This is a genomic window from Roseinatronobacter sp. NSM (assembly GCF_052379845.1).
In the GTDB taxonomy this organism is placed as follows: domain Bacteria; phylum Pseudomonadota; class Alphaproteobacteria; order Rhodobacterales; family Rhodobacteraceae; genus Roseinatronobacter.
This window is the reverse complement of record NZ_JBQTCF010000005.1, coordinates 125584-144806: the sequence shown is the minus strand read 5'-3', so window position 1 is coordinate 144806 and position 19223 is coordinate 125584. Positions and strand designations below refer to the sequence as shown.

Annotated in this window: 21 protein-coding genes; 12 read left to right on the top strand and 9 right to left on the bottom strand. The window is 60.4% G+C overall.

Annotated features, from left to right (window positions below; translation table 11 throughout):
* Window positions 1–185: 185 nt before the first annotated feature.
* From ACTZWY_RS04640 to ACTZWY_RS04610, 7 genes are all read right to left on the bottom strand, one after another.
* Complete coding sequence (locus ACTZWY_RS04640) at window positions 186–1100, bottom strand: prephenate/arogenate dehydrogenase family protein (protein ID WP_444789523.1); 915 nt, start codon at window positions 1098–1100, stop codon at window positions 186–188.
* Complete coding sequence (hisC, locus tag ACTZWY_RS04635) at window positions 1097–2185, bottom strand: histidinol-phosphate transaminase (RefSeq protein WP_444789522.1); 1089 nt, start codon at window positions 2183–2185, stop codon at window positions 1097–1099. Before hisC ends, ACTZWY_RS04640 begins: the two co-directional genes overlap by 4 nt.
* A gap of 121 nt (window positions 2186–2306) precedes the next feature.
* Complete coding sequence (locus ACTZWY_RS04630) at window positions 2307–3299, bottom strand: DMT family transporter (RefSeq protein WP_444789521.1); 993 nt, start codon at window positions 3297–3299, stop codon at window positions 2307–2309.
* 63 nt (window positions 3300–3362) lie between these two features.
* The gene (ygfZ, locus tag ACTZWY_RS04625; RefSeq protein ID WP_444789520.1) at window positions 3363–4112 is read right to left on the bottom strand and encodes a CAF17-like 4Fe-4S cluster assembly/insertion protein YgfZ; all 750 of its coding nucleotides are present in this window, start codon (window positions 4110–4112) and stop codon (window positions 3363–3365) included.
* A 59-nt stretch (window positions 4113–4171) separates the two neighbouring features.
* Complete coding sequence (locus ACTZWY_RS04620; RefSeq protein WP_444789519.1) at window positions 4172–5083, bottom strand: pirin family protein; 912 nt, start codon at window positions 5081–5083, stop codon at window positions 4172–4174.
* Window positions 5084–5217: 134 nt separating this feature from the next.
* Window positions 5218–5580, bottom strand: coding sequence for a hypothetical protein (locus tag ACTZWY_RS04615; protein ID WP_444789518.1), 363 nt, complete (start codon window positions 5578–5580; stop codon window positions 5218–5220).
* A gap of 95 nt (window positions 5581–5675) precedes the next feature.
* Complete coding sequence (locus tag ACTZWY_RS04610) at window positions 5676–5999, bottom strand: HNH endonuclease (RefSeq protein ID WP_444789517.1); 324 nt, start codon at window positions 5997–5999, stop codon at window positions 5676–5678.
* 111 nt (window positions 6000–6110) lie between these two features.
* On the opposite strand from ACTZWY_RS04610, the gene ACTZWY_RS04605 reads away from it, so the two are divergent.
* The 8 genes from ACTZWY_RS04605 to ACTZWY_RS04570 all read left to right on the top strand — a co-directional run bounded on the left by ACTZWY_RS04605 (window position 6111) and on the right by ACTZWY_RS04570 (window position 13182).
* A complete protein-coding gene (locus tag ACTZWY_RS04605; RefSeq protein ID WP_444789516.1) occupies window positions 6111–6533 on the top strand; it encodes an SgcJ/EcaC family oxidoreductase in 423 nt (140 codons plus the stop codon).
* 142 nt (window positions 6534–6675) lie between these two features.
* Window positions 6676–7056, top strand: coding sequence for a hypothetical protein (locus ACTZWY_RS04600; protein ID WP_444789515.1), 381 nt, complete (start codon window positions 6676–6678; stop codon window positions 7054–7056).
* Window positions 7057–7279: 223 nt separating this feature from the next.
* Window positions 7280–8689, top strand: coding sequence for a leucyl aminopeptidase family protein (locus ACTZWY_RS04595; protein ID WP_444789514.1), 1410 nt, complete (start codon window positions 7280–7282; stop codon window positions 8687–8689).
* Window positions 8686–9519, top strand: a complete 834-nt coding sequence (locus ACTZWY_RS04590) for a C40 family peptidase (RefSeq protein WP_444789513.1) — start codon at window positions 8686–8688, stop codon at window positions 9517–9519. Before ACTZWY_RS04595 ends, ACTZWY_RS04590 begins: the two co-directional genes overlap by 4 nt.
* Before the next feature lie 117 nt (window positions 9520–9636).
* The gene (locus ACTZWY_RS04585; RefSeq protein ID WP_444789512.1) at window positions 9637–10368 is read left to right on the top strand and encodes a PIG-L deacetylase family protein; all 732 of its coding nucleotides are present in this window, start codon (window positions 9637–9639) and stop codon (window positions 10366–10368) included.
* Between the two features lie 12 nt (window positions 10369–10380).
* Window positions 10381–11346 carry a VOC family protein gene (locus ACTZWY_RS04580; RefSeq protein ID WP_444789511.1) on the top strand — a complete coding sequence of 322 codons (966 nt, stop codon included), beginning with the start codon at window positions 10381–10383 and terminating at the stop codon, window positions 11344–11346.
* 3 nt (window positions 11347–11349) lie between these two features.
* Window positions 11350–12021 carry a 4-carboxy-4-hydroxy-2-oxoadipate aldolase/oxaloacetate decarboxylase gene (locus ACTZWY_RS04575; RefSeq protein ID WP_444789510.1) on the top strand — a complete coding sequence of 224 codons (672 nt, stop codon included), beginning with the start codon at window positions 11350–11352 and terminating at the stop codon, window positions 12019–12021.
* A gap of 84 nt (window positions 12022–12105) precedes the next feature.
* Window positions 12106–13182 carry a 4-oxalomesaconate tautomerase gene (locus ACTZWY_RS04570; protein WP_444789509.1) on the top strand — a complete coding sequence of 359 codons (1077 nt, stop codon included), beginning with the start codon at window positions 12106–12108 and terminating at the stop codon, window positions 13180–13182.
* A gap of 42 nt (window positions 13183–13224) precedes the next feature.
* Here the strand turns inward: ACTZWY_RS04570 and ACTZWY_RS04565 are convergent, their stop codons facing one another.
* Window positions 13225–14106: an amidohydrolase family protein gene (locus ACTZWY_RS04565; protein ID WP_444789508.1), complete on the bottom strand. Its 882-nt coding sequence runs from the start codon at window positions 14104–14106 to the stop codon at window positions 13225–13227.
* Between the two features lie 46 nt (window positions 14107–14152).
* On the bottom strand, window positions 14153–14944 hold the full coding sequence (locus ACTZWY_RS04560) for a crotonase/enoyl-CoA hydratase family protein (protein ID WP_444789507.1): 792 nt from the start codon (window positions 14942–14944) through the stop codon (window positions 14153–14155).
* A gap of 141 nt (window positions 14945–15085) precedes the next feature.
* On the opposite strand from ACTZWY_RS04560, the gene ACTZWY_RS04555 reads away from it, so the two are divergent.
* The 4 genes from ACTZWY_RS04555 (at window position 15086) to dctP (ending at window position 19188) form a co-directional block, all read left to right on the top strand.
* Window positions 15086–15568 carry a MarR family winged helix-turn-helix transcriptional regulator gene (locus ACTZWY_RS04555; RefSeq protein ID WP_444789506.1) on the top strand — a complete coding sequence of 161 codons (483 nt, stop codon included), beginning with the start codon at window positions 15086–15088 and terminating at the stop codon, window positions 15566–15568.
* Window positions 15569–15636: 68 nt separating this feature from the next.
* On the top strand, window positions 15637–17433 hold the full coding sequence (locus ACTZWY_RS04550) for a feruloyl-CoA synthase (RefSeq protein WP_444789505.1): 1797 nt from the start codon (window positions 15637–15639) through the stop codon (window positions 17431–17433).
* 90 nt (window positions 17434–17523) lie between these two features.
* Entirely contained in the window at window positions 17524–18060 is a 537-nt protein-coding gene (locus tag ACTZWY_RS04545; RefSeq protein ID WP_444789504.1) for a MarR family winged helix-turn-helix transcriptional regulator, read from the top strand.
* A 39-nt stretch (window positions 18061–18099) separates the two neighbouring features.
* Window positions 18100–19188 (top strand): TRAP transporter substrate-binding protein DctP, encoded by a 1089-nt coding sequence (dctP, locus tag ACTZWY_RS04540; RefSeq protein WP_444789503.1) that lies wholly within the window; start codon window positions 18100–18102, stop codon window positions 19186–19188.
* The last annotated feature ends 35 nt before the right edge of the window (window positions 19189–19223 follow it).

The window sequence follows — 19223 nt, the reverse complement described above, 5'->3', positions numbered from 1 at the left end:
TGCATTATTCTTTTAATGCACTGAAATATATCAATAAAAATTCACGCAAACAGCTGCGGCGGCGTGCGATCCATGCCCCGTGTCACGAATCGAGGCCACGCTGATTCCCCACATCGCCCCCGAAACGCAAAACGGCGGCCCCATAGGGCCGCCGAAAAGCACAGGAATCACAGTGGTTTTGCCGTTTACCGCTTGGCGCGCCCGAAATCGGGGGCGGCTGTGTCCTGGCCGGCCTCGATGATTCCGCGACGAATCGCGCGGGTGCGGGTGAAATACGCATGCAGCTGCGCCCCGTCCCCTGTCCGGATCGCGCGCTGAAGGGCGAACAGTTCTTCGGTGAAGCGCCCCAGCACTTCAAGCGTTGCTTCCTTGTTGGTCAGGAACACATCGCGCCACATTGTGGGGTCGGACGCGGCGATGCGCGTGAAGTCCCGAAACCCCGCAGCGGAATATTTGATAACTTCGCTATCGGTGACGCGGCGCAGATCATCGGCGACGCCAACCATTGTATAGGCGATAAGATGCGGGGTGTGGCTGGTCACGGCCAGCACAAGGTCATGATGGGGCGCATCCATCATGTCGACATGCGCGCCGATCCCCTGCCAGAAGACCACCAGACGGTCCAGCGCAGCGCTGTCGCCGCCATCCAGCGGGGTCAGGATGCACCATCGATTGTCGAACAATTCGGCAAAACCGGCGCGCGGGCCGCTATGTTCGGTGCCAGCAAGCGGATGGCCTGGAATGAAATGCACATGGTCCGGCAGATGGGGGGCAACGGCTGCAATCACCGCCTGCTTGACGGACCCCACATCGGTGACTGTCGCGCCCGCCTCAAGGAAGGGGGCGATTTCCTGCGCGATTTCGGCCATGGCCCCCACCGGAACACATAGCACCACCAGATCAGCGCCCACCACCGCTTCCGCTGCCGTTTCATGAATGCTGTCGACCAGACCGATTTCACGCGCAACTTGACGGGTTTGCGCTGATCGGGCTGTGCCGGCGATATGCCCGGCCAGGCCGGCACGCCGGATCGCATGGGCCATGGACGATGCAATCAACCCCAATCCCACAAAGGCCACGCGCGTATAGATTGCGCTCATCCCTGCTGCTCCATGAATTGGGTGATGGCATGCAGCACGCGACGGCAGGCGGATTCGTCACCTATGGTAATGCGCAGACATTCCGGCAGGCCGTAGCTGTCCACCTTGCGCACGATCAGGCCATCGGCCAGCAATGCCGCGTTACAGGCTTCTGCCTGCGCGGAGTCACGAAAACGGGCCAGAACAAAATTCGCAAATGGCGGGTCTGTGGCCACCCCTATGGCGTTCAAACGCTCTGCCAGCCAGACGCGCAGGCGCGCATTCTCGGCCAGAGAGCGGGCAATATGCGCGTCATCGGCCAGCGCGGCCTCGGCCACATCCTGCTGGGTGGTCGACAGGTTGAACGGACCGCGCACCCGCCCCAACACGTCAATCACATGCTGCGGACCATAGCCCCAGCCCACGCGCAACCCGCCAAGGCCGAACAATTTGGAAAACGTGCGTGTCATGACCACGTTTTGCCGCGCGTCCACCATGGCCGCGCCGCCGTCATACCCTTCGGCATATTCGGCATAGGCCCCATCCAGCACCAAAAGCGCCTGCGCGGGCAGATGATCGGCCAGCCGTTCCAATTCCGAAAGCGGAACCATGGTGCCCGTCGGGTTGTTGGGGTTGGCGATGAACACAAGCCGTGTCCTGTCTGTGCAGGCAGCCAGAATTGCATCCACATCTGTGGTGCGGTCCTGCTCGGGGGCGGCAACAGGTGTCGCGCCTGCGGCCAGCGCCGAAATGCGATACATCAGGAACCCGTGCTGGCTGTAGACCACCTCATCCCCCGGGCCGGCATAAGCCTGACACAGAAAGGTAATCACCTCATCCGAGCCTGCCCCGCAAATGATGCGCGCCGCATCCAGTCCGAAACGCGCGGCAATTGCACCGCGCAAGGACGCATGATCTGTCGAAGGGTAGCGATGCAGGTCATGTCCTGCACGCAAATACGCCTGCCGCGCCAGATCACCCGCGCCAAAGGGGTTTTCATTCGATGACAGCTTTACGGCATCTTCACGACCGGCAATCTTGGCGGTTCCGCCCTGATACAGGGCGATATCCAGAATACCGGGTTGCGGTTGAATGGCAGTGCTCATGCGGGGACGTCCTTCGGCAATATTCAGCGCATGTCATAGCGCCCCGCCCCCCCCGAGACCAGTGCAGAAGCACACCAGATCAGCAAGGGATCGCGGGCGTTGCACTTGTGCCGCGACAGCATTACCGCGGGTTGTCCGCATCCGCGTCGTCATCAGCTTCATCAAACCGGCCCAACTGGCTGGCGCGCGGGAAGGTGCCGGTTTCCGTGCGGGTGCGGGTTTCCAGCACCGGACGGTTTTCCGACACTTGCGCGGAATCTTCACGCAGCACGATAAACACACCGCTTGCAATAATGACCGCTGCGCCCAGAACAGTGAACATATCCAGCGTTTCCCCAAAGAAAATCGCGCCAAACAACGCCGCCCAGATGATTTGTGAATATTGCATGGGCGCAATCTGGATGGCCGAGGACAGCTTGTAGGCCGCTATCACACACAGGCTGGCAACAAAGGCCATCGCCGCCATCGCCGCCCATGCCCCCAGATCGGCCAGCGGCATGGGTTGATACACAAACGGCAAGGCCAGCCCCATAACCCCCAGATTGGCCATCAAGGGATAAACCAGCAAAACCACGTTGCGTTCCTCTTGCCCGATCTTGCGCACGATAATGGCCGACACGGCCCCGCCAAGCGCGCCGAACAGGGCCGCAAAATGCCCAAGGGTTATTGTGTCCCCCTGCCCCGGACGCAGCACGATCAAGACCCCCAGCAGCCCCACAACAACTGCCCCGCCGCGCCGCCAGCCCACCTTCTCGCCCAGCATTGGAACGGCCAGCAGCGTAATCAGCAGCGGTGTTGCAAACAATATGGCGTAAACCAACGTCATGGGCAGGACGGTGAACGCATAAAACACGCTTACCCCCGTCCAGACAGCGGCAGCCGTGCGCAGGGCAACCCAGCCCGGACGGCGCGGCAACAGGTTTCCATCCGTCTTGTCGCGCATCAGCATCAAAAACGCCAATGGCAGGCTTAACAAAACGCTGAAAAAAACGATCTGCACAGGGCTGTAGCTGCCCCCAAGCGATTTCACGACGACATCATGCGCCGAAAACAGGGCATAGGCCACAAGGGCCAGTACCGGCCCCGCGAATGGTGTTCTGAAGAAACGATGCATCGCTGATATCTTCTGCAGCCCCGACATTGATACCGCTATCATGCCTTCGGACTTGCAATCAAGTCAGCTGCGATGTTCCGGCCAATCAATCACAGCGCCGTCGGCCTGCATAGCCGGTTGTGCACGGTCAAACCGCAAATAGGCAATCGCGCGCCCCCCGCTTTGGGTAAACAGCTGGCCCGCAACCTTCGCGCCTGCCATGATGGGGGTGCCTGTGGGGGCTGTGCCATCAATCGACACAGTGACAAAGCCTTTGCGCAACTCTGTCTTATGATGCATGCGCGCGGTCACTTCCTGCCCGACATAGCACCCTTTGCGAAAATCGACAGCGTTGAGGTGGTGCAAGCCCGCTTCCAGCAAGAAGGTTTCGTTCGGGACAAGTTCAATCAGGCTTTCAGGCACGCAATGGGCCACGCGCAAGGCGTCCCAGTCGGTGCCGTCATCGGGCAGGGCCGCACCATAAAACCGCCACCCCAGCGCAGGATGGCGCGGATCGGCAACCGCCCCGTCCGGTAGCGTGCCGGTGCCGCGACTGACGGCAATATCTACGCGTTCCAACGTGACCGGCGCGCGCAGCTTGTACATGCTCAACCGCTTGAACAGATCATCGGCCAGCGGCGCGGCCACGTCGATCAGGATGTCATCCCCATGCAAAACAAGGAAAAAATCCGCAAGATACTTCCCTTGGGGGGACAGCAGCGCAGCATAAAGCGGCGATTGCGGCGCAAGTCGCCGCAAGTCATTTGTGACAAGACCCTGCAGGAAGGCTGCAGGGTCAGCACCGGACACTTTGATGATTGCGCGTTTCAACACATCCTCCTGATTGGTGTCACCAGAATTATAATACCAAGGGCACGCGCGGAACAGGGCTGTTAATGCGCTGGCCTTATGAAGGTGCCATTTCGCAAATCACGCATGGCCTGTTGAATTTCCTCTTTTGTATTCATGACGATCGGGCCATGCCACGCAACAGGTTCCTGCAACGGCGCGCCTGAAATCAACAAAAAGCGCACCCCTTCCTCGCCCGCCTGCACAGTCACCTCATCGCCGGTGCCAAAGCGGATCAGCGTGCGATTGCCCGACATGTCCCGAATATTGACTTCTTCGCCCATCACTTCCTTTTCCAGCAAGACGCCAGTTGGTTGCGACGCATCCGCAAACGCCCCCGACCCCGCAAAGACATATGCGAACGCCCTGCGATATGTATCAACCTTGAAGGTTTTGCGCACGCCCGGCGGCACCGAGATGTCCAGATATTGCGGGTCCGCCGCGATTCCGTCCACCGGACCGCGCTTGCCCCAGAATTCACCGACCACGACACGCACGCGCGTTCCGTCATCATCTATGACTTCGGGAATCTCCTTGGTGTTCACATCCTGATAGCGCGGCGCGGTCATTTTCAGACTGCCGGGCAGGTTTGCCCATAGCTGGAAGCCGTGCATTTGCCCGCTGGAATTGCCCCGCGGCATTTCCTGATGCATAATGCCCGAACCTGCAGTCATCCATTGCACATCGCCCGCGCCAAGGGTGCCACGGTTGCCCAGGCTGTCGCCATGTTCCACCTCACCTGCCAGAACATAGGTTATCGTTTCAATTCCGCGATGGGGGTGCCATGGGAACCCGCGCAAGAAATGTTCAGGCACATCATTTCGAAAATCATCGAACAACAGGAACGGGTCCAGTTCGCTGGGATCGTGGAACCCGAAGGCGCGATGCAAGTGCACACCCGCGCCTTCCAGCGTTGGAACGGCCTTGCGGGTTTCAAGGGTGGGTCGAATGGACATTGCATACTCCGATCACTGCGTGGCTTCGCTTGGCCCTAAGATTGCCTTGCCCCCATAGGGTTGCAACTGCGGTTTTGTGAACTGTTCGTGTTCAATTTCGCACACCGGCCCTGACTGGACAGCACCCCAGCCCGCTATTGCAGCAGAATATACCCCATGACGGCCATGGTGGCGATGGTCCCAACAGCAAGAAGCGCCGGCCCCTTGCCCCGCAAGGGCCATACACGCGCGAACAGGCCCGCGCGGTCCTGCCCGTCACACACCCCCGCGCGCAGATCCCGCGCATAGCTGCCCAGCAAGACACCGTCCAGCACGGGATCGCCAAACCCTTGCGCGGGGTCTTTTGCGCGCGCACCGTGGTGGCGCCGCCGCGACCGCAGGTCTGGCCAGCGCGTCCAGACATCGCGCGGCAGGTGCACTGGCATGGCCACTTTGGCAGGATTGGCAATAATGCCCACACGCGCTTGCCGCATGGACAAAGGTTCTGTTCGTCGCATAAATCGCATCCCTTGCTTGCGCCCAGGGGACCGCGCGAAACGCCCCCCGTGACCTGCTTCACCTGACACCATGACAGATGTCATTTAACACTGTCTTACCGCCGCGCCCGACGTCGCGCGCCGGGCACTTTTGATATGAATTCCGGCGGGCGCGCGGCCACCCATGCGGCGAATTTCGCAAGCCGTGGATGGGCGCGCAACGCTTCGATGGTGTTGTAATGGCGCGCAAGGTCACTTTCGGACAGGGTTGCGTGAATTTCGCGGTGGCAAATATGGTGCAGCAACACGACCGGTCCCCCCTTGCCACCGCGCAATTTCGGGACAAGGTGGTGCAGGCTTTGGGGCACATGTGGCGGGATAGCGCGCCCGCATAACGGGCAAACCGGACCCTCAGCGCGCGTTGCGTCACCTGTCGCCATGCCAATACCCCCGCTTGCCCGATACACAAACCTTATTTAAGATTGCACCAGCACGCCTGCCACCAGAAGATTATTTCGCGCACAGGCCAGCCAAAAAGGGACGTTTCCGGCATGACACTCGCACAGCAGAAGCACGACCTCAGGGAAATTGCCGCATTGCTGGATAGCTGGAATGCCGCGCTGGACACGCGTGATGCGCGAACTGTCGCCGCGCTATATGCCCCGGATGCCATTTTGATGCCCACCGTATCAAATCAGGTGCGCAAGACGCCCGCAGCCATCCGCGACTATTTCACGGTGTTTTTGAAACGCCAACCGCATGCACAGGTGCTTGAACATAATATCCGGCTATTCGAAGGGATATCGATTGATTCCGGAATCTATGTTATACATGTGGACGACAATAATGTGCGGTCTAGTATCATGTGCCGATATACGTTCGTTTATCGATGGGGTGAAACAGGGTGGAAAATTATTGAACACCATTCATCAGCCATGCCGGAAGCGCACAATCCGGCATCAATCGGCCTTTGACTAACCTGCGTTTGGGCCGCTTGCCTTATTGTTGCTACATTCTTTCAGTATTCCATTTTCCTTATGTTTTTGACTCAACACCATCGAAAACGGGCGGGTTTGCGTTTGTTTTCATGGCAGCGGACACGGCAAAGGGGCAGGAATGGGGGAAATTGTTCACCTAAGGCAGCATGACACCATCGCCGTCGATTCACATCGTATAGCGGCATTGTTTCGCCATCTGGGCGCTGCTCAGGCGGAAATGGCCATCATAACGACACTGGAAAACCTGACAGGTTGCTTGCGCGTCACCGAAGCCGCGTTTCGCGCTGACACCCTAGCCCAAGTGCCCGAGCATGCGCGAACGGCGCGCGCCTTTGCGGACTCCATCGGGCTGGTGTCCCTTGCGACCATTCTGGGGCAGTTGGAAAACGCCAGCCAGCAACAGGATAAAACCGCCGCAACCGCGCTGTGGCACAGGGCGGCGCGCGTGGGGGACCGGTCCTTTGTGGACCTGTGGCAGCTGCCGCTTCTGCAAATGTAGCATTATTGCGCCACCGCGACGTCAGCGCCGCGCCTGCCACGGGCCGCGCGAATCCGCTTTCCCCTTGGACAAAATCTGATCTAAGGTCGCGCGCAGGGCATGTTGCAAAAAACTGCGGGGTGATGTCCTGCTTTTGCAACACGCGAAACAACATGTCAGGGTGGCACGGGTCAACGCGGTTGGCCACAGCGCCCTTTGATCTGCAGCTGACCGGAAAGCGACCATGACCGAATTCACCGCCCCCCCCACACTGCGTTTCGCCACATCCAGCGGCAGCACTGTTCCCTTGCATCTTGTCACCAAGGACGAGTTGGCAGGCTGGACAGAAATGCAGCCCCGCCGCATGCGCGCATGGCTGGACGCCACCGGGTTTACCGCAGCCTTCGGCACAATTGCCCTTGTGCCTGATCCTGATGGCGGGCTTGCGGCGGCAGCGGTGGGGCTGGGCACAGCGATGGACCGCCAGCGCGCGCGCTTCTGCCTGGGCGGGGCGCGTCCCAAACTGCCCGCAGCGACATTCCATCTGGAACATGGCCCCGAACAGGCGACACTTGACGAAGAACTGCTTGGCTGGTTGCTGGCAGGATACAGGTTTGACAAGTTCCGCACCCCGCCCACCCGCGCGCTGGCGCAACTGGTCGCGCCCAAATCCGTTGACGCCACGAAACTGGAAGCCATCGCAGCAGGCGAGGCGCTGACCCGCGACCTGATCAACACCCCCGCATCCCATATGGGCCCCGAGGACCTGGAAGCCGCCTTTGTCGGGCTGGGGCAGGCGTTCGGGGCCGAAATATCGGTCATTTATGGCGATGAACTGCTGTATCACAACTTCCCGCTGGTGCATGCCGTGGGCCGCGCGTCTGATCGTAGCCCGCGTTTGCTGGACATGCGCTGGGGCACGCAAGGCCCGCAACTGACGCTTGTGGGCAAGGGGGTCTGCTTTGACACAGGCGGGCTGAACCTGAAGCCCGGCGCGTCCATGGGCCTGATGAAGAAGGATATGGGCGGCGCTGCCACAGTCATGGGCCTTGCGCATATGATCATGTCCCAAGGCTGGCCCGTCCGCTTGCGCGTGATTGTGCCCGCCGTCGAGAACGCTGTTTCGGGAAATGCCATGCGCCCCGGCGATGTGTTGTTGTCGCGCAAGGGCGTGAGCATTGAGGTCAACAACACAGACGCCGAAGGGCGGCTGGTGCTGGCCGATGCCCTGACCCTTGCGGATGAGGAAACGCCCGACATGATCATCTGCATGGCCACGCTGACAGGTGCAGCGCGTGTGGCAGTCGGCCCCGATATTGCGCCGTTTTTCACACGCGACACCGCCCTGAGTGCGGCTTTGCTGCAATCAGGCGATGCGGTGCGCGACCCGGTCTGGCCGTTGCCGCTGCATCCGGGATATGAAGCCAATATCCAGCCCGGAATTGCAGATCTGGACAATGCACCATCGGGCGGCATGGCGGGGGCTATTACGGCGGCATTATTCCTGCATAGGTTTGTCGAGAACACACCCCGTTTTGTGCATTTCGACATCTACGGCCATCAACCTGTCGCCGCCCCCGCCCGCCCCAAAGGCGGGGTTGGACAAGCCGCCCGCGCCCTGTTCGACGCCCTGCCCGCCGCGCTGAAGCTGTGACTGACCCGCGCCTGACACCGTTTAGCGGGCGCGTTGCCCTTCAGGGGTGGCACCCGCCAGCAGATGGCGCGCAGGTCACCACCGGAACCCCCATGCGCGCCGCTGCGGCCATATCGGACCTGTTGCGCGCCCCCGGCGGCCCGCGCGACCGGCAGGTTTTGCGCGGCGCGGCCCTGACCATGATTGACCAGCGCGACGGATACAGTTTCGTGCAGCTTCAGGCCGATGGGTATTGCGGCTGGCTGCGTGACACAGCGCTGGCCCCTGATCACCCCGTCACCCACCGGGTGCGCAGCCGCGCCACGCATCTGTATTCCCGCCCCGACCTGAAAAGCCCCGACACTGGCGCGCTGTCCATGAATGCCCAGGTCTTGATCACGGATCAGGTCGGGGCGTTCCTGCGCGCATCCTGCGGGGGCTGGGTGCCAGTGCAACATTTGGCCCCGCTGGATCACGCTGAAGCTGACCCCGTGGCAGTGGCGCATATGCTGCTGGGCACACCATACCTGTGGGGGGGGAATTCGTCAGGCGGAATTGATTGTTCGGGACTGGTGCAGGTGGCATTTCATGCCTGTGGGCAGCCCTGTCCCGCCGACAGCGACCTGCAGGCCAAGGCTTTTGGCCCCGCCCTGCCCGACGGCACCCGCGCGCAACGCGGGGATTTACTGTTCTGGCGTGGTCATGTGGCGCTTGTGTGCGACGCAGACACCATTTTGCACGCCAATGCACACACAATGTCAGTTGCCTATGAAGGGCTGCGCGCCGCGCTGGACAGGATTGCACCAGATGCACCTTTTCTGGCGCATCTCCGCCCACCCAAAGGCGCGTGAACAGGCGCGCGTCAACGCCCGCCTATAGCCATTTCTTATGAAGCGGCACGCGCTTCAAAATTGCGCCGCGCTGGCGCGCATGGGATCAAGTCATCCTGTTCCATCAGGGAGGTTTCCATGACCGCGCCAAAAACCGCGCTTGTTATTTCTGCCCATGCCGCTGATTTTGTCTGGCGCTGCGGGGGCGCTATCGCGCTGCATGCAGAAATGGGCTATCAGGTCACTGTGGCGTGCCTGTCATTCGGGGAACGGGGCGAAAGCGCGCGCCTGTGGAAAGAAGGCAAAACCCTGGACGAGGTGAAGGCCAACCGCCGCGCCGAAGCAGAAGCCGCCGCTGACGTGCTGGGCGTGCATCATCTGGAATGCTTCGATCTGGGCGATTACCCGCTGCATCTGGAACAAGACGACAAGATGCGTCTGGTTGACCTGATCCGCAAGGTGCAGCCAGCCTTTATGCTAAGCCACAGCCAGTATGACCCTTATAATACCGACCATATGTACACGACCCAGATCGCGCTTGAATGCCGCATGATCGCGCAGGCCTGGGGCCATAACCCCGGCGAAAAGGTTCTGGGCGCGCCGCAGCTTTACCTGTTTGAACCCCACCAGACCGAACAGATGGGCTGGAAGCCGGACACCTTTCTGGACATCACGCCCGTCTGGGACAAGAAGCGCGCCGCCATGGAACATATGAACGGGCAGGTGCATTTGTGGGACTATTACACCCGCGTTGCCCAACAGCGTGCCAATCACTTCAAGCGCAATTCGGGCGGCATGTCGGGCGGGCGGGACTGCAAATATGCCGAAGGGTTCCAATCCATCTTTCCGCGCACTGTGGATGAACTGTAAGGAAGGGACGGCATGACCCCCCCCACCAATCCAGGCTTCGATATCGCCCATCTGGGCCATGTCGAAATGCTGACCGACAAGTTCGACGAAAGCCTTGATTTCTTCACCCGCATCTATGGGCTGAAACTGTCCGGGCAGGATGAAAACAGCGCCTATCTGCGCGCGTGGGATGATTATGAATTCTGCACCCTGAAACTGACGCGCGCCACCACCACCGGCGTGGGCCATATCGGGTATCGCGCGGCCAGCCCCGACGCATTGGCGCGGCGCGTGGCCGCCATCGAGGCGTCTGGCTACAAGGTGCATGGCTGGGGCGATGGCGACGACAGCCACGGGCGCGCCTTCCGGTTTGAAGACCCGTTCGGCCATGTTTTCGAGATTTATTACGACACCCGCCGCGCCGAACCCGATGACGCGGACACACCCGCGCTGAAAAACACCGCCAGCGCATTTACAGGGGCTGCCCCGCGCCGCATAGACCACCTGAACCTTCTGGCCGCCGATGTCACCGAATTCCGGCGGTTCATGGAAACCTGTCTGGGCAGCCGGGTGACCGAATACATCCAGCTGGACAATGGCCGCATCGGGGGGTGCTGGTTCACCATCAATAACAAAACCTATGATCTGGCCTGCACCGAAGAACACGGGGGGGGGCACGCGCGGTTGCATCATGTCACCTATGCCACCGACCAGCGCGAAGATATCTTGCGCGCGGCCGATATTTTCCTGCAAAACGGGGTGCATATCGAAACCGGCCCGCATAAGCACGCCATTCAGGGCACGTTTTTCCTGTATGTCTGGGAACCCGCCGGAAACCGCGTGGAACTGGCCAATGCAGGCGCGCGCCTGATCCTTGCGCCGGACTGGGAACCTGTCTGCTGGACCGAGGCCGACCGCAAGAAGGGGCAGGCCTGGGGACTGAAAACCATTGAGACATTCCATACCCACGGCACCCCGCCAGTGCCACAGAAAGGCTGATACATGTCTGTTGTCGTTCAGAATATTCCGCGCGCGGATCGCGCAATTATTGATGCGCTGGGTCGTGCGGGCGCGGCCACTGTGCATGAAGCGCAGGGGCGCAGCGGCTGTCTGGCGTCCTATATGCGCCCCATCTGGCGCGGCGCACGGATTGCGGGGTCAGCGGTGACCATCAGCGCCCCCCCGGGCGACAACTGGATGCTGCATGTCGCCATTGAGCAATTGCACGATGGTGACATTCTGGTTCTTGCCCCCACCAGCCCTTGTGATACCGGCTATTTCGGGGATCTTCTGGCCACCAGCGCGATGGCGCGCGGCTGTCGCGGGCTGATCATCGACGCTGGTGTGCGCGATGTGGCGGATTTGCAGGAGATGGGCTTTCCGGTCTGGTCCAAGGCCATTTCCGCCCAAGGAACAGTCAAGGAAACGCTGGGATCAGTGAATGTGCCGATCGTCTGCGCAGGGCAGGCCATCGCCGCCGGTGACGTGATCATTGCAGATGATGATGGCGTGGTCGTCGTGCCACAGGCGCAGGCGCAAGACGTGGCCGCCAAGGCACAGGCCCGGCTGGACGCGGAAGAGGCCAAGCGCACGCGGCTGGCGGCAGGCGAACTGGGGCTGGATATCTATAATATGCGTGCAAAACTGGCCGAGAAGGGCCTGAAATATATTTAGGGTGACCAGGGGGCGTTCCGCCCCCTCTTTGGCGCTGCCAAATTCACCCCCTGAGAGTATTTTTGGCAAGATGAAGGGCCAGTCATGCGTGATTTTTGGCAACAGGGAATTCCGTGTCTTTGGATGCGGGGGGGGACGTCCAAGGGGGCCTATCTGCTGGCCACGGATCTGCCGCAGGAAATTGGCGCGCGCGATGCCGTGTTGCTGGGGCTGATGGGAAGCCCTGATCCGCGCCAGATTGACGGCATGGGCGGTGGCGATCCGCTGACGTCAAAAGTTGCCATCCTGTCACCGTCGACGCGCGAGGATGCGGATGTGGACTACCTGTTTTTGCAGGTGTTTGTTGACCGCGCGCTGGTGTCCGATGCGCAGGGCTGCGGCAATATTCTGGCTGGTGTCGGACCGGCGGCGATTGAGCGCGGGTTGGTGCGCGCGCAAGACGGGGAAACGCCCGTGCGCATTCACATGCGCAACACTGGCGAAGTGGCGCTGGCGCGCGTGCGAACGCCTGATGGCAAGGTTTCCTATGCGGGGGAGACGGCTATTGACGGGGTTCCGGGGCACCATGCGGCGCTGCCCTTGATGTTTGAAAATATTGCCGGGTCCATGTGCGGGGCGCTTTTGCCCACGGGAAATGTGCTGGATGTGGTGAAAGGTGTTGAGGTGACCTGCATTGACAATGGTATGCCCATTGTGGTGCTGCGCGCCGCTGATTTTGGCATTACCGGGCAGGAAAGCCGCGAGGATCTGGACGCCCATGATGCGTTGAAAGCGCGGCTGGAGGAGATTCGTCTGGCGGTTGGCCCAATGATGAATTTGGGCGATGTGCGCGAAAAATCCGTGCCGAAAATGACGCTGGTTTCTGACCCCATGGCGGGCGGGGCCATTTCCACACGCAGCTTCATTCCGCATCGCTGCCACGCAACGATTGGCGTTTTTGCGGCGGTTTCGGTGGCCACGGCCTGCGCCTTGCCGGGCAGTGTAGCCTTTCCTTTGGCGCGCAGGCCCAAGGATGGCCGATACAGTATTGAACACCCGACAGGTGCCGCAGAGGTGCTGATTGAAACCGGAACTGACGGCACAGTGGCACGCGCCGGCGTCATGCGGACCACGCGCAAGATTTTTGACGGGCTGGTGTTCCCCGTCCCTGCACCGGCCTGACGCCAGCGCAGATTGGCAAATGGGACCAGAAGGCCCCATTTTTCAGTCCATGAGTTTCAGCAAGCGTGCGGCATTTTCCTTCAGGATCAGCGGGCGCACTTCTTCGCGGATGTTGAGTTCTGCAAAATCACTTAGCCAGCGGTCCGGTGTGATGGCGGGCCAGTCGGAGCCGAACAGCATTTTGCGTTTCAGCAGCGTGTTGGCATAATGGATGAAGATTGGCGGGAAGTATTTTGGCGACCAGCCCGACATGTCGATATAGACATTGGGCTTATGCTGCGCCACCGACAACCCTTCTTCTGTCCAGGGAAAGGACGGGTGCGCCAGAACAATGGATGTATCGGGGAAGTCCACCGCCACATCATCAATATGCATGGGGTTTGAATATTTCAGCCGCATGCCCATTCCGCCGCGCATGCCCGACCCGACCCCGGTTTGCCCGGTATGGAACAGCATGATCGCGCCTTCTTCGGCGATAGCTTCATACAAGGGATAGGCCATGCGGTCATTTGGGAAGAAACCCTGCATGGTGGGATGGAATTTGAACCCCTTGACGCCGAATTCGCGCACCAGACGGCGGGCTTCGCGGGCGCCCAGCTTGCCCTTGGCGGGATCAATCGATGCAAAGGGAATCAGAATGTCGGAATTCGCGGCGCAAAGCTCCGCGATTTCTTCATTTGTATGGCGGTAGAAGCCGGTTTCGCGTTCGGCATCGACGCCAAAAATCACGGCGGCAATCTTGCGCGCGCGGTAATACTCGGCGGTTTGCGGCACCGTGGGCAGCATGCCGTCCACGCCTGCCGGGTTCTTGAAATAGGCCGCCATGCCTTGTTGGAATTCGTTATAGCCATCGTCGCGGTGGCAGTTGCAGGGTTCTTCGGCATGGGTATGAAAGTCGATTGCGACAATCTCGTCCAGGTTCATGAGAGGATCCTTTGTCTGGCAGGTTTCTTGCAGGCGCGTTTATCCATCACGATGCGTCAGGGGCTTTCAGGCGCGCTGTGCGTTTTTCCAGAAAATCGCGCAGGCGCTGTTTTGCTTCGGGTGTTTCCGAGGTCAGCGCCGACACCACTGATTCGGTGAACAGCCCATCTTCCACTGACATTTCGGCAATGCGCGGCAAGGCGTTGAGCACTGCATAATTCGACAATGGCGCGTTCGATGCGGCCTTGCGCGCAAGGTCCATGGCCGTGTCCAGCGCGCGCCCTTTGGGCACGACATAGGACACACCGCCCCATTGTTCCATCTGGGCGGGCGACACAGTGCGCCCTGTCAGCATCATGTCGGTCATGCGCGCAGCCCCGATCAGGCGTCCTACGCGGACAGACCCGCCCCCACCCACGAAAATGCCGCGCTGCCCTTCGGGAAGGCCGAAAAACGTGCTGTCATCCGCCACGCGAATATGGGTCGCCGCGGCCAGTTCGAACCCGCCGCCCACCACTGCGCCATGCAATGCGCTGATGAACGGAATTTCCCCGCGTTCGAATTCCGTGAACACCGCATGCCAGCGCCGCGACCCTTGAATCGCCTCAAACAGCGGTTTTTCCCGATGCTCGGCCAGGTCCAGACCAGCGCAAAAATGATCGCCCGCGCCGTGAATAACGGCGGCACGCGCTTCGGCACGCGCGCGGGTGGCGGCCACATGCAGGGCCTCTACCAGCCGGTCGGAAATGGCGTTGCGCTTCTCAGGCCGGTTCAGGCCGATGACGGCAATTTCGTCCTTAAGCTCATAGGTTACAAGCGCTTGCGTGGTGCCGTCCATCTTTCCCTCCTGTGTGGTCGGGGTTCATATTGCAGAAATACGTTACCTAGTAAACAGTATTGTAAGGTAACGATCAACCTGCTAATCGTATTGCAGGCGTCACCGCCGCGCCGCCCCCCTGACAACGTGCCGGATGATGACATGCGAAATACATTTGAACAGGACAAATTCAGCGAAGCTGATGCAGATCGCAGCATTGAAACGCTTTTCGGATACAACCTGAAACGCGCCTACATGATTTTCCGTGATGATTTTCGCCATGGCGTCGAAGGGGCGGGTATTTCGCCGCGCACCATGACCGTTCTTGGCCTTATTGTTGACTGTCCCCAAATCACGCAAAGCGATGTGGCGCGCCAACTTGGGATCGAACGCTCTGGTCTGGTTGCGATCATCGATGATCTGGAACAGGGCGGGCTTGTCCGCCGCGAGGCCGTGCCCGGTGACAGGCGGTCGCAAGCGCTGCTGCCCACACCGCAAGGGCGTCAGAAACTGGAAAACACCATGGCGCAGGCGCGGGCGCGCGAAGAACAATTGCTTGCGGTGTTCAGCCCGCAGGAACAGGCGCAGTTTCTTGACCTGTTGCATCGGTTGCGGCGCAGTTGCGAGAATGACACCCAAGCCTGACCCCGCGCGACAAATCAGCCCCCGCACCCCCCGCCAGCGGCCCAAACACACCCGGAGAACGCACCAAAATGACTGTCCACCCCCCTGCAACGTCCCGCTTCTGGTCGCCTGTATTCGCGTATGAGCACCGCCCCGATGGCACCATCTTGATGAGTCAGGCCGAGCCGTTGCCCGACCATTTGCCAGTGGTCGCGGATTATCTGGACCACTGGGCCGATACGACCCCCGATGCCACATGGATGGCGCGGCGTGCAGATGGCGGGGACTGGCGGCGCATCAGCTACGCGCAAGCCCGCGACATGGCGCGCAGCATTGGCGCGGCCCTGCTGGGGTTGGGGCTGGGACCGGACCGGCCGCTTCTGGTGTTGTCTGAAAACAGTCTGGAACATGCGCTGCTGGGGCTGGCCTGCACCTATACGGGCATTCCCTATGCGCCCGTATCGCCTGCCTATTCGCTGGTATCCAAGGATCATGGCAAACTGCGCGACATCGCGACCTTGCTGCAACCGGGTGCGGTATTCGCTGATGACGGCGCGGCGTTCGCGCCCGCGCTTGCCGCTATTGCCACCACGGGGCGGAATGTCATTACCCTGCATGGGGGCGGGACAGATGCCATTACCTTTGACAGCTTGCTGACCGCCGACCCCGGCGATGCGACTGCCGCACGCGCCGCCCTGACACCCGACACAGTTGTGAAATACCTGTTCACATCCGGGTCCACCGGCAGCCCAAAGGCCGTGATCAACACCAACCGCATGATTTGCGCCATGGCTGCAATGATGCGCGATTGCTACCGCTTCCTGACATGGGAACCGCCCGTTGTGCTGGACTGGGCGCCATGGAACCACACTGCTGCGGGCAACAAGGTCAATTATCTGGTACTGACCAATGGCGGCAGTTACTATATTGATGATGGCCGCCCCGTTCCCGGAAAATTTTCCGAAACCCTGCGCAACCTGCAAGACATCTCCTGCACATGGTATTTCAACGTGCCCGTGGGCTATGACATGCTGATTGACGCGCTGGAACAAGATGACGCTTTGGCGCAGAAATTCTACGCCAAGCTGGGCATGTTGTTTTACGCGGGCGCGGGCATGGCACAGCACACATGGGACCGCCTGTCCGCGCTGGGGCGCAAGGTAACTGGGCGCGATGTGCTGCTGGCAACCGGCCTTGGGGCCACGGAAACAGCGCCCTTCGCGCTGGCCTGCACGCATCTTCAGGACAAGGCGGGCAATCTGGGGGTGCCATCGCGCGGGTTGACATTGAAACTGGTGCCATCGGGGGACAAGCTGGAAGCGCGCCTGAAAGGGCCGACCATCACGCCGGGGTATTATGGCGACCCCGCCCGCACCGCCGAGGCATTCGACGACGAAGGGTTTTACTGTCTGGGCGACGCCCTGCGCCCCGCCGACCCGCAGGATCTGGCCAAAGGGTTCTATTTTGACGGGCGCGTGGCCGAGAATTTCAAACTGTCGACCGGAACATGGGTGTCGGTGGGCAGTGTGCGCGCCGCCCTTGTCGATGCCATGGGCGGGTTGATTCGTGATGCCGTGATCGTGGGGGAAAACCAGCCCGAACTGGGGGCGCTTTTGTTGTTGTCGGAGAAGGCCAAAACCTTGCCCGAGGATGAACTGACAGCCCGTTTGCAAGCCTGCCTGAGCAATGCCGCAAAACGTGCCACAGGGTCCGCCAGCCGCGTGAGGCGCGCCATGGTTCTGGACACAACCCCAAGTTTCGACAAGGGAGAGGTCACAGAAAAAGGCAGCCTGAACCAGCGTGCCATGCGCGACAGCCATTCCGCCCGTATTTCGGAACTCTATACCCCCCCGGATGCGGGTCAGACCACGATCATAAGCGCGTGACCCTATGCACCTCCAACAAAACAGTCCAAAAGAAACTGTTTGATTTGGAACTGTTTATCGCATAACATTTATCCCGGAGGGGGAATTGTCATGCTGGGACAAACAGAAGAATCGGCATTGCCCGCAAATACCCGGCGCAGCATGGAAAACCTCGAAGATGGCCTGAATTTCGGGGGGTTGCGCCATAACACCGGGTTTTTGTTGCGCATTGCATGGCTTCAGGTGCGCGAAGCCCTGGACCAAAGCGAACATGCCGTTTGTCTTAGTGCGGCGGAATACACCATCCTTCAGGTCATTGCCCGAACACCCGGCGTTCAACAGGGCCTGCTTGCCCGCGCGCTATATATCAAACCTGCGGCCATGACGCGCCTGATACGCGGTTTTGAAGATCGCGGTCTGGTCATGCGCACCATCCCGCCCAAAAACCGGCGCATCGTGAAACTGTCAATCCTGCCTGCAGGGTTGGTGGCACTGGACAGCACACGCGCCCAATATGGCGCGAACGCCCCGCATGAACGTGGCGGGCTGACACCAAAAGAACAGCAGGACCTGAATCACCTGCTTCGGAAATACTGCGGAATTGCCCCGATACAGGACACTTGCACTGATACCCAGCGCCAGACCTGACGGACAATAAAAACGATCAACACCTGGGAGGAGAAAACCATGAAACTGACCAAAACATTGATGATGGGCGCGGCATTTGCCGTTGCCGCCGCCAGCGGCGCGCAAGCCCAAAACCTGCGCGGTGCCGCAGGCGCATCGCAGGCGCACCCGTCAACCTATATGTATGAGAAATTCGCCACTTATCTTGAGGAAGAAAGCGGCGGCAGCATGAGCATGACGCTGATTGGCCCGGAAGTCGTATCCCTGACACAGGTGCCTGATGCGCTGCAATCTGAACTTATCAATATCGGCAACCTGTTGCCGCTGTTCTTTCCTGCAGATTTCGCGCGCACCAATGTCGCGGGCGACATGGCCCTGATCGGGCGTATTTCCCATGCCATGGCAATGGCCATGACCGAATTCGTGGTAAACTGCGAACCCTGCCAGCAGGAATTCAGCAACAAGGGAATGGTGTTTCTGGGCGCCGGTGCGTCGGACCCCTATGTTCTGATCACCACAACCCCCGTGCGCACAATCGAGGATCTGCAGGGCCTGCGCCTGCGCTCCGGCGGGGCGCCCTTCTCGCGCTGGGCCGAGAATTTCGGCGCAACCCCGGTCAATATGCCCGTTGGCGAACAGTTTGAGGGCATGAACCAAGGCACCATTGACGGCTCCATGGCATCCATTGTCGACATGCTGTCCTTCCGTCTGGTCGATGTGGCCCGCTATACCACCAGCGTTCCGCTGGGCACCTATCATGTGACCTCGAACTTCACTGTGAACCAGTCCACCTGGTCCGCCATGAGTGCAGACGACCGCGCCACATTTGTGCGCGCCGCCAATCGCGCCAACCCCACCCTGACCGACCGCTGGGGCTTCCAACTGCCCGAAGCTGCCCGCAATGCTGTGGAAGCGGCAGGAATCGAAATCATCACGCCTGATGATGCCCTTCTGGAAGCCTCGAACGCATTTGCCGCCGCAGATGCCGAAGCGCGCATCAGCGCCGACCCGCTGGCAGGCGATTTTGCGGCACTGGTTGAAAAATGGACCACCATCGTGGAGGAACTGGGCGACGATCCCGAAGCGCTGGCCGCCCGCGCCATGGATGAAATCTGGGCCGATGTCGATCTGTCCAGCTACGGGCTGTAATGGTCCTGTATAAATCCTTTCCCTTCGGCCACCTA